Here is a 15,628-nt window from a genome sequence, read left to right as displayed (position 1 = left end):
CTCCTTAATCTGCCAAGTGCTCAAGTGAGACCTGACGCATTTCAGCAACTTCTTCAGCGTTCTTCAAAGACTTGATTGCTTCAAAAGTTGCGCGAACAACGTTAATTGGTGTAGCAGAACCTAGAGACTTTGCAGTCACGTCGGCAACGCCACCCAAATCCATAATAGCACGAGAAGCTCCACCGGCAGCTACTCCAGAACCTTCAGCAGCGGGCTTAAGCAAAACACGGCCACCACTGTAGACACCCAAAGTAGAGTGAGGAAGGGTCGTACCAACCATTGGGATAGCAACGATATTACGCTTTGCATCTTCAACAGCCTTACGGATAGCTTCTGGCACTTCTTGTGCCTTACCAGTTCCGAAACCAACATGTCCGTTGTGATCACCAACGACTACAAGTGCTGCGAAGCGTAGACGACGTCCACCCTTAACAACCTTTGTAACACGGTTGATGGCTACAACATTTTCTTCAAGCTCTCCGAGCGTTTTTGGATCGATATAAGCCATTTTATTTCCTCCTTCCCTTAGAACTTCAAACCAGCTTCACGAGCTGCTTCTGCCAACGCTTGCACACGACCATGGTACAAGTAACCACCACGATCAAATACAACGTCTTCAATGTTAGCAGCCTTAGCGCGTTCTGCGATCAAAGCTCCTACCTTAGCAGCTTGCTCTGTCTTTGGTGCAGTTTCAACAGCACTGTCCAAAGTTGAGGCACTAGCAAGCGTCACACCCGCTACGTCATCAATTAATTGCGCGTAGATGTTCTTGTTAGAACGGTAAACGTTCAAGCGTGGGCGCTCAGCAGTACCAGAAATCTTTCCACGAACACGTGTGTGTCGGTGTTGACGCACTTTGTTCTTGTCTGACTTCGTAATCATTGTTCGTAACCTCTTTTTTCAAAATTTTAGAAGATATACTAATAAGCAAATCCGGAAACGTTGCGGATCCGGCTAAACAAAATGTTTAGATTACTTACCAGTCTTACCTTCCTTACGTGCAACGTGTTCGTTCTCGTAACGGATACCCTTACCCTTATAAGGTTCAGGTGAACGTACGGCACGAATTTCAGCAGCAAAATCTCCAACGCGTTGCTTGTCGATTCCACTAATAATAATTGTCAAAGTATCTGGTACTTCAACTTGTAACTCTTCACGATCTGCAAATTCAACAGGGTGTGAATAACCGACGTTCAAAACAAGGTTGTTTCCTTGCTTTGCGGCACGGTATCCAACACCGACAAGCTTCAAAGTTTTCTTGAAACCATCTGTTACACCCTCGACCATGTTAGCAACATTGGCACGAGTTGTTCCGTGAAGGGCCTTGATTCGACCTTCATCTGAAGGACGAGTGAAAGTAACAACGTCACCTTCTACTGTGAATTGGATTTCGGGAGCGATTTCGCGTGAAAGCTCACCCTTTGGTCCCTTAACAGTTACAACGTTACCATCACGTGTAATTTCAACACCTGCTGGCAAAGTAACTGGTTTATTACCAATACGACTCATGAGTAGACACCTCCTTGTTAGATTTTATTTATTACCAGACGTAAGCTAATACTTCTCCACCAATACCCTTGGCGCGAGCTTCCTTATCGGTGATGACACCTTCAGAAGTTGAGATGATAGCGATACCTAATCCGTTCAATACCTTAGGTACATCATCTGACTTAACATATGAACGTAGCCCTGGCTTTGAAATACGCTTCAAACCAGAAATTACGCGAGTCTTGTCAGGTCCATACTTAAGGAAGACACGAATGACACCTTGCTTGTCATCTTCAATGTATTCAACGTCACGAACAAAGCCTTCGTTCTTCAAAATCTCGGCGATGTCCATCTTGATCTTAGATGCAGGTACTTCTACTGAATCGTGACGAACCATGTTCGCATTACGAATGCGAGTCAAAAAGTCTGCAATTGGGTCAGTCATTGACATTGATGTTGCCTCCTATTATATATTTCTGTAAATCAGTTAAAGATTACTTTGAGAAAGGCATACCCAATTGAGTAAGCAATTCACGTGCTTCTTCGTCAGTGTTGGCAGTTGTAACAACAACAATATCCAAACCACGGACGCGGTTAACAGCATCGTAATCAATTTCTGGGAAAATAAGTTGTTCACGAATTCCCAACGTGTAGTTTCCTCGACCATCAAAGGCCTTTGGTGAAACTCCACGGAAGTCACGAACACGTGGCAATGAAACGTTGATTAACTTATCCAAAAAGTCATACATACGCTCACCACGCAAAGTAACCTTAGTACCGATTGCCATACCCTCACGCAAACGGAAGCCAGCGATTGACTTCTTGGCGCGAGTGATAACTGGCTTTTGACCAGCAATCAATTCTAATTCAGCAACAGCTTCATCTAAGTTCTTTGAGTTTGAGACAGCGTCACCAACACCCATATTCAAAACGATCTTTTCGATCTTTGGAGTTTGCATGATTGATGAGTAATCAAACTTTTCCATCAATGAAGGTGTAACTTCACTGGTGTACTTTTCTTTTAAACGATTTGCCATGATTATGATTTCCTCCTTTCACCTAAATTAAGCTAAAGTCTTTCCAGACTTCTTAGCAAAACGTACCTTCTTACCATCTTCAACCTTGTAACCAATTTTTGTTGGTTCGTTAGTAGAAGGGTCAAGCAATTGTACGTTTGAAACGTGGATAGGAGCTTCTTGCTCAATAATTCCACCTTGTGGATATTGGTTATTTGGCTTTTGATGCTTCTTAACCATGTTTACACCTTCAACAACAACACGGTCTTGGCCGGTAATAGTCTTAACAACTGAACCTTCCTTGCCCTTGTCCTTGCCGGCGATAACCTTAACCTTGTCACCAGTCTTTACAAACATGCGAGGCTTCCTCCTTGATTTAATGATGGTAATTACAATACTTCAGGTGCCAATGACACAATACGCATGTAATCATTGTCACGCAATTCACGCGCAACGGGGCCAAAAATACGTGTACCGACAGGGCTCTTGTCATCCTTTACGATAACAGCAGCGTTCTCATCAAACTTGATGTATGAACCATCAGTACGGTGAATTCCTGAGACAGTACGAACGATAACAGCCTTAACGACGTCACCCTTCTTTACAGTACCACCAGGAATTGCTTGCTTAACAGTTGCGACGATCATGTCACCGACACCGGCGAACTTACGACCTGAACCACCCAAAACTTTGATTGTCAAAATTTCGCGTGCCCCAGAATTATCAGCAACCTTCAAACGACTCTCTTGTTGAATCACGATTATATCCTCCTTCCGTTATTGGTTAGATTCGAGATTAACGATTAGATAATAACGGCCTTCTCGACGATTTCTACCAAACGGAAGCGCTTTGTAGCTGACGTTGGACGCGTCTCCATGATGCGTACGATGTCACCTTCTTTAGCTTCGTTGTTCTCATCGTGAGCCTTAAACTTCTTCGTGTACTTAACACGCTTACCATAAACAGGGTGGTTCTTGTAAGTTTCAATGGCAACAGTAATTGTCTTATCCATCTTATCTGAAACCACGCGTCCTTGATAAACTTTACGTGCGTTACGATCTTCAGTCATACCGGTCTCCTCTCTTAGTCTACTTGTTTAATTCTTCTTGACGAATCGCAGTCTTAATACGTGCAATTTGCTTACGTACTTCAGACAATCGAGCCGTGTTCTCAAGTTGACCAGTAGCTAATTGGAAACGCAAGTTAAACAACTCTTCCTTGTAGCTCTTTTCCTTGGCAACCAACTCTGCTTGGCTGAGACCCTTGATTTCTTCTTGTAAGTCCTTGATCTTCATTATTCACCCTCCGTTTGGCGAGTCAAAATCTTAGTTCTGACAGGCAACTTGTTAGATGCGAGACGCAAGGCTTCGCGGGCAACTTCCTCAGACACGCCGCCAACTTCGAACATAACTGTGCCGCGCTTTACTGGGGCAACCCAACCTTCGGGAGTACCCTTTCCGTTACCCATACGAACACCGACACCCTTAGAAGTGTATGACAAGTGTGGATAAATCTTAATCCAAACCTTACCACCACGCTTCATGTAACGTGTCATAGCAATACGAGCCGCCTCGATTTGACGATTTGTAATCCAATGTGAGTCAAGGGCTTGTAGTCCAAACTCACCAAATGTTACTGTCTTACCACCCTTAGCTTCACCACGCATGTGGCCACGATGTGGACGACGATACTTAACACGCTTTGGAACTAGCATTTGTTACTCGCCTCCTTGCTTCTTTGACTTCTTCTCTGGCAAAACATCACCACGGTAAATCCAAGTCTTAACACCTAGTTGACCGTATGTTGTTGTTGCTTCATCCCATGAGTAATCAATGTCTGCACGCAATGTGTGCAAAGGCACTGTACCCTCAGTATATTGTTCAACACGAGCAATATCTGCACCGTTCAAACGTCCAGAAACTTGTACCTTGATTCCCTTGGCACCAGAACGCATTGCACGTTGGATAGCTCCACGCATTGAGCGACGGAAAGCCACACGGCGTTCCAAGTCAGCTGCAATTTGTGATCCTACCAAGTGAGCGTCCAAATCTGGCTTCTTAATCTCAATGATGTTGATGTGTACACGTTCACCCTTTGCCACAATCTTTGACAATTCGTTACGCAATGCATCAACTTCTGATCCACCTTTACCAATAACCATACCTGGCTTAGCAGTGTGGATTGAGATATTAACACGGTTAGCAGTACGTTCGATTTCGATACGAGAAACTGATGCATCTGCCAACTTAGTCTCGATATAATTACGCAAAGCTAAGTCTTCATGCAAGTTGTTTGCATAGTCTTTCTTATCTGCGTACCATTTAGCATCCCAGTCGCGAATGACGCCGACACGGAAACCGGTTGGGTTAATCTTTTGACCCATGACTCAATCCTCCTTACTTTTCTGTTACCACAATCGTGATGTGGCTTGTTCGCTTATTGATTGGTGAAGCAGAACCCTTGGCACGTGGACGGAAACGCTTAAGCGTTGGTCCTTCGTTGGCAAAGGCTTCTGAGACAACCAAATCTTCACGATCTAGTGAGAAATTGTTCTCAGCGTTTGCTACTGCTGAGTTCAATACTTTGTAAACATCAGTTGCAGAATGATTTGGCAAAAATTCTAAGATTGCAAAAGCTTCTGCGACTGACTTTCCACGCACTTGGTCAAGCACTAAGCGGACCTTACGTGGAGCCACACGAACGATATTCGCTGTGGCGCGTGCTGACGTAATTTGTTCAGCCATTGTACTGTCCTCCTAATTACTTACGTTGCGTCTTTTTGTCGTCTGCAGCGTGTCCGCGGAACGTACGCGTTGGGACGAATTCACCTAACTTGTGACCGACCATATCTTCTTGAACCAAAACTGGTACGTGCTTTCGTCCGTCATAAACGGCGAAAGTTAATCCGATAAAGCTAGGGAAAATTGTTGAACGACGTGACCATGTCTTGATAACTGTTTGCTTATCTGAAGCATTGGCTTGTTCAACCTTCTTCAACAAACTGGCATCAGCAAATGGTCCTTTTTTCAGGCTACGACCCATTCTGAGTCCTCCTCTCGTTTGCTTATAATAAGTTTTGAAATACTCAGGAAATTAGACTACTTGCTCTTACGACCACGAACAATGAACTTAGATGATTGAGCGTTCTTGTTACGAGTCTTCTTACCAGCAGTCTTCTTACCCCATGGTGACAATGGAGAAGGACGACCAACTGGGGCCTTTCCTTCACCACCACCGTGTGGGTGATCGTTAGGGTTCATTACTGATCCACGAACGTGTGGACGTTGACCCTTCCAACGACGACGACCAGCCTTACCCCAATTAATCAATGAGTGTTGTTCGTTTCCGACAACACCGATTGTGGCACGGTTAGTAGCCAAGATCATACGAACTTCACCAGATTGTAGGCGAACAAGAACGTACTTTCCTTCACGACCCAAAACTTGAGCAGAAGTTCCAGCAGAACGGACAAGTTGTCCACCCTTACCAGGCTTCATTTCGATGTTGTGGATTTGTGTTCCATCAGGAATGATTGACAAAGGCAATGCATTTCCGACCTTAAAATCAGCATCAGGACCAGATTGAACAGTCATGCCCACTTCTAGACCCTTTGGTGCCAAGATATATGACTTAACACCGTCTGTGTATTGCAACAAAGCAATGTTAGCTGTACGGTTTGGATCGTATTCGATCGCAACAACCTTAGCAGGTACTTCATCCTTTGTACGCTTGAAGTCCACAACACGGTATTGGCGCTTGTGTCCACCACCACGATGGCGAACAGTCATGTGTCCATAAGAATTACGGGCACCTGTGTTTGACTTTGATTCCAACAAGCTCTTTTCTGGCGTCGTCTTTGTGATTTCTGAAAAATCAGAAGAAGTCATATTACGACGACCATTAGAGGTTGGCTTATACTTCTTAATAGCCACGCTAAGTTCCTCCTAATTAGTTTTCGTTGAACAATTGAATGTCCTTAGAAGCTGCTGACAACTTAACAGTTGCCTTCTTACGCTTCTTAGTGTAACCAGTATAGCGTCCTTGACGCTTAAGCTTACCACGTACGTTAGCTGTATTGATCTTTTCAACCTTTACGTCGAAAATTTCTTCAATAGCGCGCTTGATTTGTGGCTTTGTGGCGCGAACATCAACATCGAAACTGTAACGTTTTTCATCCAAAACGCTCATAGTTTGTTCAGTGATGACCGGGCGCAAAATGATATCGCGTGCGTCCATTATGCCAAAACCTCCTCAACTTGTGCCAAAGCTGATTGTACAACAACCAACTTATCATTGTTGATTACGTCAAGAACGTTAACACCCTTAGCAGTCATAACAGTCACGTTTTGTAGGTTACGTGCTGCTAATGTTGCGTTTGTGTTGTCATCGTCCAAGACTACCAACGTCTTACCATCTACATTCAAGTTATCCAAAACGCTCTTGAATTCCTTTGTCTTTGGTGCGTCGAATGACAATGCATCCACAACTACCAATGAAGAATCCAAAACCTTTTGTGACAACACTGACTTCAATGCCAAACGGTATGCCTTCTTAGGCATCTTGTAAGCATATGAACGTGGAGTAGGTCCGAAGACAATTCCACCACCACGCCATTGTGGTGAACGGATTGATCCTTGACGAGCACGTCCAGTACCCTTTTGACGCCAAGGCTTCTTACCACCACCAGAAACGGCTGAGCGATTCTTAACAGCGTGAGTACCTTGACGCATTGATGCGCGTTGCATCAAAACAGCGTCAGTGATGACATTGTTGTTTGGCTCAATGGCAAAGATTGAATCATTCAATTCAACTTCTCCGGCGTTTGAACCGTCTTGCTTAAGTAAAGCAATCTTAGTCATATTATATTCCTCCTTTCGTCCTTATTACTTTGCTTTGATTGAATTCTTAACAGTAACAAGTGACTTGTTGGCACCTGGTACATTACCCTTGATCAAGATAACGTTGTTTTCAACGTCAACACGAACGATCTTCAAGTTTTGTACAGTGCGCTTACGGTTACCCATGCGTCCAGGCAACTTCTTACCCTTGAACACACGATTGATAACAGCACCCATTGAACCTGGGCGACGGTGGTAACGAGATCCGTGAGCCATAGGTCCACGAGATTGTCCGTCCTTCTTGATGTTACCTTGGTAACCATGACCCTTTGTGATTCCAGTTACGTCAACAACTTCACCTTCGGCGAAAACGTCAACCTTAACTTCATCCCCAACATTGTATTCACCCTCAGCGTCGCGGATTTCACGAATGTAGCGCTTAGGGGTCGTGTTTGCCTTTTCGGCGTGACCTTGCTCAGGTTTGTTACTCAAAACGGCACGCTTGTCACCCAAACCAAGTTGAATTGCGCTATAACCATCATTTTCCAAAGTCTTAACTTGGAGGACGACGTTTGGCGTTGCTTCAACCACAGTAACTGGGATAAGCTCACCATTCTCAGTGAATACCTGAGTCATGCCGACTTTGCGGCCTAAGATACCCTTAGTAGTCATGACTATCTCCTTTATAAATGTAATATCTTTATTTTCAGTCAGTTAGATGCTTGACTAGGCAAGTTAATGTTGTAATTAAAAATTACAACTTGATTTCGATGTCAACACCACTTGGCAATTCAAGCTTTGATAAAGCATCAACTGTCTTAGCGGTTGGATTCATGATATCGATCAAACGCTTGTGTGTGCGCATTTCGAATTGTTCACGTGAATCCTTGTTCTTGTGAGGTGAACGCAGCACCGTGTAAAGTGTGCGTTCTGTAGGCAATGGAATAGGGCCTGAAATTTCAGCACCTGTTCGGTTTGCCGTCTCAACAATCTTTTCTGCAGAAGCATCCAAGATTTCGTGCTCGTATGCCTTCAAACGGATACGAATCTTCTTACTTGCCATGATATAAATTCTCCCTTCGTCCATATTGGAATATGAAACTAACTCCGTGGAAACTACCGACACACCACGCAAGACTCCATGGCATGGATCTCGTGGCAATGCTGCCGGGTGTGTCGCAACCTCCCACATCATCGCTGTGTGTGTTTAGACACTATTAGATTGGGTAATACCCTTTCTTAATTAGCGTACTTGAATATAATACACAATATTCCCTGAAATAACAAGCTTTTTCTCAAACTAATTCTGGATTTATCTAAAACGTTTTAATTCTGTAACATTCCCTATTATTCGAATTATTCTAAATTCTATTATATAGGAAGGAAACGTTTAATTGCTGAAACATTTTGAAAATTTGACCTGACTTTTTATAAGGAATGGATTAAACTAGTACACATGGCGAATAAGCAAACAACTATTTAAGAACCAAAGGAGTTCGATTATCAATGCAAGATAATTCTATTCAATTAAACGCCATTTGGAATGATTTCCCTTCCATTCAATCTGACCTTGCTGAAGTCATTACGGTGATTCAAACCGACCTTCAAGCTAAGAATGACGATGTACAAGCTGCATTAATCGAAATGATGACAACTGGGGGCAAACTTTTACGCCCCGCATTAACTATTCTTATTGGTCAAATGGCACCAAACAACCACGACGACCTCATTCACTTAGCTGCGTCAGTTGAAATGCTACACTCAGCTACCTTAATTCATGATGATATTATTGATAGCTCTTCAACCCGTCGCCACCATGCTTCAATCCAAGCTCAACTTGGCCAAGACGTTGCGGTGTACGCTGGTGACTATCTTTTTGCAACAACGTTTCACATTCTTGCCAACCATACTCATAATATGGAAACCGCTCGTAAAGCAACTTCATTTTTAGAATCAATTCTAAATGGTGAGTTAATGCAACGGTCACACTATTATAAGTTGGACATGTCGATTGAAGAGTATCTTGAACAAATTGCCGGCAAAACAGCTGCCCTCTTTGAAATGGCGGCTGAGTTGGGACTTTCTACCGCAACTGAACCGGTTGACGATCAAACTAAGTCTAACCTCTACGCATTCACCTTCAATCTAGGTATGGCTTTCCAAATTCTCGACGACTTACTCGACTACCAAAATGACAGTGCTACTTTAGGTAAGCCAACTTTGAATGATATGCGTGAAGGCGTTTATTCAGCACCCCTGCTTTATGCAATCCATCAAAGCGACCGCGTTCACGACTTATTGCAAATCGGCGACGCAATTACTGATGCCCAAAGTATCGAAATTGCTGAACTCGTTCATAGTACTGGGGCATTTGACCAAGCCTCTGAACTAGCTTTAACATACACCGACCAAGCTTTAGATGCGCTTGACACTTTACCTGATAGTGATTCGAAAGATATTCTAATTGATTTAAGCGATCAACTGCTCCATCGTATGGTTTAAAATAAACAAAATCCCGATTAGCCTTATGCTAATCGGGATTTTTTAAATCAAAAAGCACCACCACCACTAGATCCGCCAAAACCGCCAGATGTACCTCCGAACCCAAAACTCATATTTGAACCCGATGAAGTACTAGCGACAGCCGTATGCATTCTAATTTGATATGGTCCAATCAAAGCAAAAGCAACCAGCAATTCATTTACCGGAGCTGCATCAATTGGTTGTAAGTCTAATTTCTTTAATTCTTTCGCAACAGTTTTACCTTCATCCAAGATGACTGCGTATGCTAGTAAGCGGTCCCATAACACAACCTCTTCAATTTCACGCTCAGACATTCGACCAATTTGATCAAGCATATTGGCATATTGGTGCCATGCTAACGCGTGTGGTAATCCCGTTTGAGTGTAATCATATTCAAGAAAACGTTGACACCAAAAAATCACAAATGCAGCGAGGACGACGCCAGCCAATGTCCCATAGACTTGCATCGCCGTTAATACTCGCTCATCAATACCAAGCAAGACGATTTGTCCGAGGAAAATTGCAATTAATAGATACCAACCAAACTTAACCCCTTTTTTTAGACTCAAAATCTCTTTTAAGTTAAGCCACGTTATTTGGCTAACCTGTTTCAGTTGCTGACGATAAATCCGAACCTGTTTACGATAACGCCTGGACTCCTTTTCAGACAGCTCTAACTTACGACTACTGCGTGTTACTCCAATAGTTAAGGTTTCACGGAAAAGAATTTGTAAAGCTTGCTGTTCAAAATCAGCTAACTCAGTCGGATCTTTTACCAACTTAAACTGCCTATCCTTAGCCTTGCCCTTTGGATCATCTTCAACCGTCACATAATGCCTTGCAATTAAATCCATATAGGTAGCCGATAAACTGCGTTCAATCGGCATCCATCGCTCGGAAAGTCGTTCCCCAACAATCGCTGGGGCAAGGTCATCAGGCACATCATAAACGCGATTCTCATTTCGTACAAAAGCAACAAACGGACGTGTCCGCATCCACAACCATGCCGCGAAGATCAAGCATAACGCCGTCAAGCTAATCAATATCCATTCAATCGTTTGAACGATTCGTTGGCGTTGTTGTTCTTGACGTTTAAGTTGCGCCTCTTGTTGCAAAATCTTCTGACGTCCATCGATATTAACTCGATGCACCTGAGCATCAGCATTAAAGACTGATTGAGGCATCATCATGTGTAGTTCTAAGGGACTTTGACTTGGGTAATCTTTCTGTCTAAAGGTCCAACGTCCATTTGCAGCATCCCACTCACCTCTCGTCGAACTCATGCCGTGTTGCCAGGTTTGCATACCAGTCAGTGGTTGCTGTGGAAACGCGACCGTTAACTGCATATCTTCAAAAGGTACATCCCAGTTATTTCCAATCACCCGCCAATTAAGTTCATCAACATCTTTATAAGCATTAATTAAATGACTTAGCGTGTATTGCCATGTGACGCGAATCGTTTCGCCGTCCTTCACTGGGCGGTGTAACTTGAAGCGGACCCCTTTTTCATCATTATCGGTATCTTGATAGGATTGCAATTCCAATCCTGTATCGCCACCTTTATACGGCTGGACAGCAGTGCCGTTCACTGCGGCATGAACAGGCCCAATCTGCTTGACTTGTTCGCCCAGTCCTTGTTGGAAATAAACGCCATGCATATCAGCATCGAACACATACGTCATATCAACAGTAATCTGAGCTGTCCCATCTTTTTGGAATTGGACATTTTCGGTGTACTTTTTAATCGCATACGTGTCTTTATTATCAGCTGAAACCGATACCCCAGCAAGCAATACTATGAGTAAAGCGATTAGTAACCCTAAGCATACGTGTATTTTATGATTCATGCAGCTCCCCTAATCAATGGACTGTCGCAGTCGCTAATCTTCTAAATAGTCAAATTCTAAAGCTGGATTAGCATTCAAATCCAGACCAGCTCGAGCACCATGGCGATAAGCAATATCTCCTGCTGCTCCAATCATGGCTGCATTGTCGCCCGCTAAGGCGATTGGTACTGGAACATATTCAGTATCCGGAAAACGTTGCATCATTGATGCTAGCGCATCACGTAAGCCCCGATTTGCCGCCACACCGCCAGCTACAATGAAGGACTTAACAGGATACGCTTCCAAAGCGCGTTCCGCTTTTCCAACAAGAATCTCAACCACAGCTGCTTGGAACGAACTAGCAAGATCATCCAAATCAATCGTCTCACCACGTTGCTCACCATTATGCATTAAGTTAATCACAGCACTCTTAATTCCTGAAAATGAAAAATCAAAATTATCTTCATTCAACATAGCTCGCGGCAAGTTATACGTATCCGTTCCCTGATGTGCCATATCATCAATAATTTTACCTGATGGATACTTGAGCCCCATCGTCCGGCCAACCTTATCGTAAGCTTCACCAGCTGCATCATCACGCGTATCACCGATCACAAGATAATCATATTCTTCGCGCATCAATACAAGCTCTGTATGCCCACCAGAAGCCATCAACGCCAAAGCTGGGTATTGAATAGGTTCGACAAAATTAGCAGCACTAATATGTCCTGCTAAATGAATAACGGGCACAATCGGCAGGTTATGTGCCCAGGCAATCGTCTTGGCCGCAGTAACCCCAATCAAAAGTGCACCTACCAAACCAGGCCCTTGTGTTACTGCCACGGCATCTAAATCATCATAAGTAACTTGAGCATCCTCTAAAGCAGCTTGGGCCAAAATAGTTACTTGTTCAATGTGATGTCGGCTTGCCACTTCTGGAACAATTCCGCCAAAACGTTGGTGGGACTTAATTTGTGTGGCTGTTTCAAGACTTACAATCTCTGAGCCATTGCGTACAATTGCAACACTCGTTTCGTCAGCACTTGATTCAAATGCCATAATTAAACGATCTTTTGCCATGCTAACCTCCTCTTTTAAATGTAATAATCCATTAGTACTGCATCTTCACGTGGATTTTGATAATAATCTTTGCGTTCATGGTAGACATTAAAGCCCAACTTCTCATACACATGTTTAGCCGCCGAATTTGACGCCCGAACTTCGAGCAGCACTCGTGTATGTGGATCAAAACGTTTAAACCATTCGTACAACATTTTTTGCCCCAGGCCTTGCTTTTGAAAGGCCGTTTTAATTGCGACATTACTAACTGATAATTCATCAATAACCAACGTCCCCGCAACGAAGCCAATTGGTTCATCATCATGAGTCAGCACTAAATAATGTGTCAGGCGACTATTCAAATCCTTTTCAAATGCTGCGCTTGTCCAAGGTGACCCGCCATAGGCATCCTGTGCAATCGCAAACAATTCATCGGCCCCGATTGCTGGGCGAAAATTTAATTTTGACATGCATCTCTTCCTATTTGCCGTTCTTCAAAATCAGTGCCATATCGTAGGCGTGTTGTTGTTTACCGTAGTAGTTGCGTCGTTCCCGAATGATTTGAAAGCCAAAACGTTCATAGAATCGAATTGCTCGCTCGTTTGCAACTGCCACTTCTAGCGAGACACGACTAAATCGACTTTGTTTCGCTAAAGTCATCAAGTAGCTCATAAAAAATGTCCCAACTTCACGTCCTTGCCAATGTGGCGTAATCGTAATATTTGTGAGATGGACTTCGCGAATCCCTGGACGGAAAGAAGCACCCATAAAGCCAACTAGCGAATTCGTTTCCGGATGACGGAGCACAACGTACAGACGCTCACGCGTGCGATTCAATTCTTGCTCAAATATATATCGCGGCCATGGATCAACGCCACCGTAAGCTTCATGTTCTGCTGCCAGCATATCGTCTAAATCAGCCATAGTCGCTCGGGTCATCACAAAATCTATCCCGTTAACCGCCACCGATTGACGAAACGCTCTTAGTTCTTTTGGAATCGGGTGCGTATGCCAATATAGCCAGGCCTTAAAGTTTTTCCACATAGTCAACATCACCTGCATCAGGGTGCGCTCGTGCCCAATCAGCTTCCGCTTGTGAGAGGCGATGATATTTTGGCACAAACTGATGAATATCATTCATATCTGTCAAAACATCGGCTTCTTGTACTAATTCTGGAAGATGACTAGCATGTGGTAATACATCCTCAGCAAATTCAGCTGTTGGAAAAGCCATTTCTAACTCGTCTTGGAAATTTGCATATTCCCCTGCAAAAATCAATTGTTCATGTAGTTGTGCTAATTGCTCAATCAAAACATCCAGATTCGTATGTTCATCAGTAACAATAGACACGAATTGTCCATTTTGCCATTGATATGCTCCAGCATACAAATTTTGATTGCGGGCATCCATCATCGGAACGATGACTGATTTCGAATGTTCAACATTAGAAGCCAAGACAGCTAAACTTGAAACACCAGCTAATTCAAGATTTAAAGTAAATGCTAGCGTTTTAGCTGTGGTCACCCCAATTCGAAGGCCTGTGTAAGAACCTGGTCCTTGGCTAACAACCACTCGGTCAAGGTCAGCTGGTTGCCAACCGACACTTTTGGTGAGTTCATCAATAAATGGTAATAGTTGACCTGAATGATTGCGTGCGACATTTGCCTCACGCTGCCCCAACAGCGTTCCATTTTCAAAAATGGCAACACTTAGAGCCTGATTACTTGTATCAAATGCAAGTGTTTTCCCCACAATTCTCACCTCCCAGTAAGTCTATTTAATAACTATTTTAATGCAGTTCTGCATAAAAAAAAACCAGCTTGCCCTTTTATCTATGAAAACAAGCAGGTTTCTTATATTTTAACGATCTTCATAACCATGCGGGTGCTTTTGTACCCACGTCCAGGCCGTCTTAATGATAGTTTCCACATCATCATACTTTGGTGTCCAATTCAACACTTTACGTGCCTTATCAGATGAAGCCACAAGTGAATCTGGATCACCCGCACGGCGAGGACCAACTTCAGCTGGAATTGGCTCTCCTGTCGCATTTCGAGCTGCTTCAACCATTTGCTTAACTGAGTAACCTGTAGCAGATCCAAGATTGAATTGGTTTGAAGGGTTACCTTCAGCCAAATAATCAAGCGCTAAGATATGTGCGTCAGCCAAATCCATAACATGCACATAATCTCGCACGTTGAAACCATCTGGTGTATTGTAATCATCACCAAACATCATAATCTTTTCACGTTCACCAAGAGCAACTTGTAAAATAATTGGCACAAGGTGCGTCTCTGTTGGGTGATCTTCTCCAATTGAACCATCAGCCTTGGCACCGGCAACATTGAAATAGCGCAATGCTACCCATTTCAACCCATAAGCCTCATCAGCCCAACGCATAATGTGTTCCATTTGGAGCTTTGATTCACCATATGGATTAATTGGGCGTTGTGGTGCAGTTTCTGGAATTGGGTTCTCTTCAGGCGTACCATAAGTCGCAGCCGTTGAAGAGAAGACAATATTCTTTACTTGGTGCTTGAGCATCACTTCCAATAACGCGATCATCCCACCTGTATTATTGTCAAAATACTTCAAAGGATTTTCCATTGATTCTGGCACGATTGATGATGCTGCAAAATGTACAACTTGATCGATATCCTCTGCTTCAAAAACCTTATCCAAGGCATCTTTGTCTCGAATATCAACTTCATAAAATGGGACATTTTCAGGAACTGCCTTGCGGTGACCTGTTAACAAATTATCAACAACAACAACATCACGCCCATCTTCTACTAGGCGATCAACCATGTGAGAACCGATATAACCGGCACCACCCAAAACTAATGTAGCCATAATTTTCTCCTCGTGTTTCTCTTT

25 protein-coding genes are annotated in these 15,628 nt (G+C 43.4%); 1 reads left to right on the top strand and 24 read right to left on the bottom strand.

What is annotated here, in order from left to right; all coding sequences use genetic code 11:
• Window positions 1–4 precede the first annotated feature (4 nt).
• The 18 genes from rpsE to rpsJ all read right to left on the bottom strand — a co-directional run bounded on the left by rpsE (window position 5) and on the right by rpsJ (window position 8,405).
• Window positions 5–508 (bottom strand): 30S ribosomal protein S5, encoded by a 504-nt coding sequence (gene rpsE, locus IE337_RS00990; RefSeq protein ID WP_057745204.1) that lies wholly within the window; start codon window positions 506–508, stop codon window positions 5–7.
• 17 nt (window positions 509–525) lie between these two features.
• Window positions 526–882 carry a 50S ribosomal protein L18 gene (rplR, locus tag IE337_RS00985; protein ID WP_057745201.1) on the bottom strand — a complete coding sequence of 119 codons (357 nt, stop codon included), beginning with the start codon at window positions 880–882 and terminating at the stop codon, window positions 526–528.
• Between the two features lie 90 nt (window positions 883–972).
• Entirely contained in the window at window positions 973–1,509 is a 537-nt protein-coding gene (gene rplF, locus IE337_RS00980; RefSeq protein WP_124942571.1) for a 50S ribosomal protein L6, read from the bottom strand.
• A gap of 31 nt (window positions 1,510–1,540) precedes the next feature.
• Complete coding sequence (rpsH, locus tag IE337_RS00975; protein ID WP_057745195.1) at window positions 1,541–1,939, bottom strand: 30S ribosomal protein S8; 399 nt, start codon at window positions 1,937–1,939, stop codon at window positions 1,541–1,543.
• Between the two features lie 43 nt (window positions 1,940–1,982).
• Entirely contained in the window at window positions 1,983–2,525 is a 543-nt protein-coding gene (gene rplE, locus IE337_RS00970) for a 50S ribosomal protein L5 (RefSeq protein ID WP_057745193.1), read from the bottom strand.
• A 27-nt stretch (window positions 2,526–2,552) separates the two neighbouring features.
• Window positions 2,553–2,861 carry a 50S ribosomal protein L24 gene (gene rplX, locus IE337_RS00965; protein WP_057745190.1) on the bottom strand — a complete coding sequence of 103 codons (309 nt, stop codon included), beginning with the start codon at window positions 2,859–2,861 and terminating at the stop codon, window positions 2,553–2,555.
• A gap of 32 nt (window positions 2,862–2,893) precedes the next feature.
• Window positions 2,894–3,262 carry a 50S ribosomal protein L14 gene (rplN, locus tag IE337_RS00960; protein ID WP_057745187.1) on the bottom strand — a complete coding sequence of 123 codons (369 nt, stop codon included), beginning with the start codon at window positions 3,260–3,262 and terminating at the stop codon, window positions 2,894–2,896.
• Window positions 3,263–3,306: 44 nt separating this feature from the next.
• Window positions 3,307–3,573: a 30S ribosomal protein S17 gene (rpsQ, locus tag IE337_RS00955; protein ID WP_057745184.1), complete on the bottom strand. Its 267-nt coding sequence runs from the start codon at window positions 3,571–3,573 to the stop codon at window positions 3,307–3,309.
• 19 nt (window positions 3,574–3,592) lie between these two features.
• Entirely contained in the window at window positions 3,593–3,799 is a 207-nt protein-coding gene (rpmC, locus tag IE337_RS00950) for a 50S ribosomal protein L29 (RefSeq protein ID WP_057745181.1), read from the bottom strand.
• Window positions 3,799–4,218, bottom strand: a complete 420-nt coding sequence (gene rplP, locus IE337_RS00945) for a 50S ribosomal protein L16 (RefSeq protein ID WP_057745179.1) — start codon at window positions 4,216–4,218, stop codon at window positions 3,799–3,801. Before rplP ends, rpmC begins: the two co-directional genes overlap by 1 nt.
• Window positions 4,219–4,221: 3 nt before the next feature.
• On the bottom strand, window positions 4,222–4,887 hold the full coding sequence (rpsC, locus tag IE337_RS00940) for a 30S ribosomal protein S3 (protein WP_057745176.1): 666 nt from the start codon (window positions 4,885–4,887) through the stop codon (window positions 4,222–4,224).
• 13 nt (window positions 4,888–4,900) lie between these two features.
• Entirely contained in the window at window positions 4,901–5,248 is a 348-nt protein-coding gene (gene rplV / locus IE337_RS00935; RefSeq protein ID WP_057745174.1) for a 50S ribosomal protein L22, read from the bottom strand.
• A 16-nt stretch (window positions 5,249–5,264) separates the two neighbouring features.
• Window positions 5,265–5,546: a 30S ribosomal protein S19 gene (rpsS, locus tag IE337_RS00930; protein WP_057745172.1), complete on the bottom strand. Its 282-nt coding sequence runs from the start codon at window positions 5,544–5,546 to the stop codon at window positions 5,265–5,267.
• 56 nt (window positions 5,547–5,602) lie between these two features.
• The gene (rplB, locus tag IE337_RS00925; RefSeq protein ID WP_057745169.1) at window positions 5,603–6,436 is read right to left on the bottom strand and encodes a 50S ribosomal protein L2; all 834 of its coding nucleotides are present in this window, start codon (window positions 6,434–6,436) and stop codon (window positions 5,603–5,605) included.
• Window positions 6,437–6,452: 16 nt separating this feature from the next.
• Window positions 6,453–6,740, bottom strand: coding sequence for a 50S ribosomal protein L23 (rplW, locus tag IE337_RS00920; RefSeq protein ID WP_124942570.1), 288 nt, complete (start codon window positions 6,738–6,740; stop codon window positions 6,453–6,455).
• A complete protein-coding gene (gene rplD / locus IE337_RS00915; RefSeq protein ID WP_057745162.1) occupies window positions 6,740–7,363 on the bottom strand; it encodes a 50S ribosomal protein L4 in 624 nt (207 codons plus the stop codon). The genes rplW and rplD overlap by 1 nt, the downstream gene beginning before the upstream one ends.
• 24 nt (window positions 7,364–7,387) lie before the next feature.
• Entirely contained in the window at window positions 7,388–8,014 is a 627-nt protein-coding gene (gene rplC / locus IE337_RS00910; RefSeq protein WP_057745159.1) for a 50S ribosomal protein L3, read from the bottom strand.
• Window positions 8,015–8,096: 82 nt separating this feature from the next.
• Window positions 8,097–8,405, bottom strand: coding sequence for a 30S ribosomal protein S10 (gene rpsJ, locus IE337_RS00905; protein WP_057745157.1), 309 nt, complete (start codon window positions 8,403–8,405; stop codon window positions 8,097–8,099).
• A 443-nt stretch (window positions 8,406–8,848) separates the two neighbouring features.
• On the opposite strand from rpsJ, the gene IE337_RS00900 reads away from it, so the two are divergent.
• Window positions 8,849–9,844, top strand: coding sequence for a polyprenyl synthetase family protein (locus IE337_RS00900; RefSeq protein ID WP_191136470.1), 996 nt, complete (start codon window positions 8,849–8,851; stop codon window positions 9,842–9,844).
• A gap of 47 nt (window positions 9,845–9,891) precedes the next feature.
• On the opposite strand, the gene IE337_RS00895 is transcribed toward IE337_RS00900, so the two are convergent.
• The 6 genes from IE337_RS00895 to galE form a co-directional block, all read right to left on the bottom strand.
• Window positions 9,892–11,712 (bottom strand): DUF2207 domain-containing protein, encoded by a 1,821-nt coding sequence (locus IE337_RS00895; protein ID WP_191136469.1) that lies wholly within the window; start codon window positions 11,710–11,712, stop codon window positions 9,892–9,894.
• Window positions 11,713–11,745: 33 nt separating this feature from the next.
• The gene (gene tsaD / locus IE337_RS00890) at window positions 11,746–12,771 is read right to left on the bottom strand and encodes a tRNA (adenosine(37)-N6)-threonylcarbamoyltransferase complex transferase subunit TsaD (RefSeq protein ID WP_191136468.1); all 1,026 of its coding nucleotides are present in this window, start codon (window positions 12,769–12,771) and stop codon (window positions 11,746–11,748) included.
• 14 nt (window positions 12,772–12,785) lie between these two features.
• Window positions 12,786–13,220, bottom strand: coding sequence for a ribosomal protein S18-alanine N-acetyltransferase (gene rimI, locus IE337_RS00885; protein WP_191136467.1), 435 nt, complete (start codon window positions 13,218–13,220; stop codon window positions 12,786–12,788).
• Between the two features lie 10 nt (window positions 13,221–13,230).
• On the bottom strand, window positions 13,231–13,794 hold the full coding sequence (locus IE337_RS00880; RefSeq protein WP_191136466.1) for a GNAT family N-acetyltransferase: 564 nt from the start codon (window positions 13,792–13,794) through the stop codon (window positions 13,231–13,233).
• Entirely contained in the window at window positions 13,778–14,503 is a 726-nt protein-coding gene (gene tsaB, locus IE337_RS00875) for a tRNA (adenosine(37)-N6)-threonylcarbamoyltransferase complex dimerization subunit type 1 TsaB (RefSeq protein WP_191136465.1), read from the bottom strand. The genes IE337_RS00880 and tsaB overlap by 17 nt, the downstream gene beginning before the upstream one ends.
• A gap of 108 nt (window positions 14,504–14,611) precedes the next feature.
• The gene (galE, locus tag IE337_RS00870; protein WP_072152518.1) at window positions 14,612–15,604 is read right to left on the bottom strand and encodes a UDP-glucose 4-epimerase GalE; all 993 of its coding nucleotides are present in this window, start codon (window positions 15,602–15,604) and stop codon (window positions 14,612–14,614) included.
• Between the last annotated feature and the right edge of the window lie 24 nt (window positions 15,605–15,628).

It is taken from the genome of Weissella viridescens (genome assembly GCF_014789145.1).
GTDB classification, from domain to species: Bacteria; Bacillota; Bacilli; order Lactobacillales; family Lactobacillaceae; genus Weissella; species Weissella viridescens.
The sequence above is the reverse complement of the archived record's forward strand: the minus strand, read 5'-3'. Positions and strand labels throughout refer to the sequence as shown.

Coding starts and splice junctions, on each gene's coding strand:
- rpsE (WP_057745204.1), bottom strand. CDS start 508: ATGGCTTATATCGATCCAAAAACGCTCGGAGAGCTTGAAGAAAATGTT.
- rplR (WP_057745201.1), bottom strand. CDS start 882: ATGATTACGAAGTCAGACAAGAACAAAGTGCGTCAACACCGACACACA.
- rplF (WP_124942571.1), bottom strand. CDS start 1,509: ATGAGTCGTATTGGTAATAAACCAGTTACTTTGCCAGCAGGTGTTGAA.
- rpsH (WP_057745195.1), bottom strand. CDS start 1,939: ATGTCAATGACTGACCCAATTGCAGACTTTTTGACTCGCATTCGTAAT.
- rplE (WP_057745193.1), bottom strand. CDS start 2,525: ATGGCAAATCGTTTAAAAGAAAAGTACACCAGTGAAGTTACACCTTCA.
- rplX (WP_057745190.1), bottom strand. CDS start 2,861: ATGTTTGTAAAGACTGGTGACAAGGTTAAGGTTATCGCCGGCAAGGAC.
- rpsQ (WP_057745184.1), bottom strand. CDS start 3,573: ATGACTGAAGATCGTAACGCACGTAAAGTTTATCAAGGACGCGTGGTT.
- rpmC (WP_057745181.1), bottom strand. CDS start 3,799: ATGAAGATCAAGGACTTACAAGAAGAAATCAAGGGTCTCAGCCAAGCA.
- rplP (WP_057745179.1), bottom strand. CDS start 4,218: ATGCTAGTTCCAAAGCGTGTTAAGTATCGTCGTCCACATCGTGGCCAC.
- rpsC (WP_057745176.1), bottom strand. CDS start 4,887: ATGGGTCAAAAGATTAACCCAACCGGTTTCCGTGTCGGCGTCATTCGC.
- rplV (WP_057745174.1), bottom strand. CDS start 5,248: ATGGCTGAACAAATTACGTCAGCACGCGCCACAGCGAATATCGTTCGT.
- rpsS (WP_057745172.1), bottom strand. CDS start 5,546: ATGGGTCGTAGCCTGAAAAAAGGACCATTTGCTGATGCCAGTTTGTTG.
- rplW (WP_124942570.1), bottom strand. CDS start 6,740: ATGGACGCACGCGATATCATTTTGCGCCCGGTCATCACTGAACAAACT.
- rplD (WP_057745162.1), bottom strand. CDS start 7,363: ATGACTAAGATTGCTTTACTTAAGCAAGACGGTTCAAACGCCGGAGAA.
- rplC (WP_057745159.1), bottom strand. CDS start 8,014: ATGACTACTAAGGGTATCTTAGGCCGCAAAGTCGGCATGACTCAGGTA.
- rpsJ (WP_057745157.1), bottom strand. CDS start 8,405: ATGGCAAGTAAGAAGATTCGTATCCGTTTGAAGGCATACGAGCACGAA.
- IE337_RS00900 (WP_191136470.1), top strand. CDS start 8,849: ATGCAAGATAATTCTATTCAATTAAACGCCATTTGGAATGATTTCCCT.
- IE337_RS00895 (WP_191136469.1), bottom strand. CDS start 11,712: ATGAATCATAAAATACACGTATGCTTAGGGTTACTAATCGCTTTACTC.
- tsaD (WP_191136468.1), bottom strand. CDS start 12,771: ATGGCAAAAGATCGTTTAATTATGGCATTTGAATCAAGTGCTGACGAA.
- rimI (WP_191136467.1), bottom strand. CDS start 13,220: ATGTCAAAATTAAATTTTCGCCCAGCAATCGGGGCCGATGAATTGTTT.
- IE337_RS00880 (WP_191136466.1), bottom strand. CDS start 13,794: ATGTGGAAAAACTTTAAGGCCTGGCTATATTGGCATACGCACCCGATT.
- galE (WP_072152518.1), bottom strand. CDS start 15,604: ATGGCTACATTAGTTTTGGGTGGTGCCGGTTATATCGGTTCTCACATG.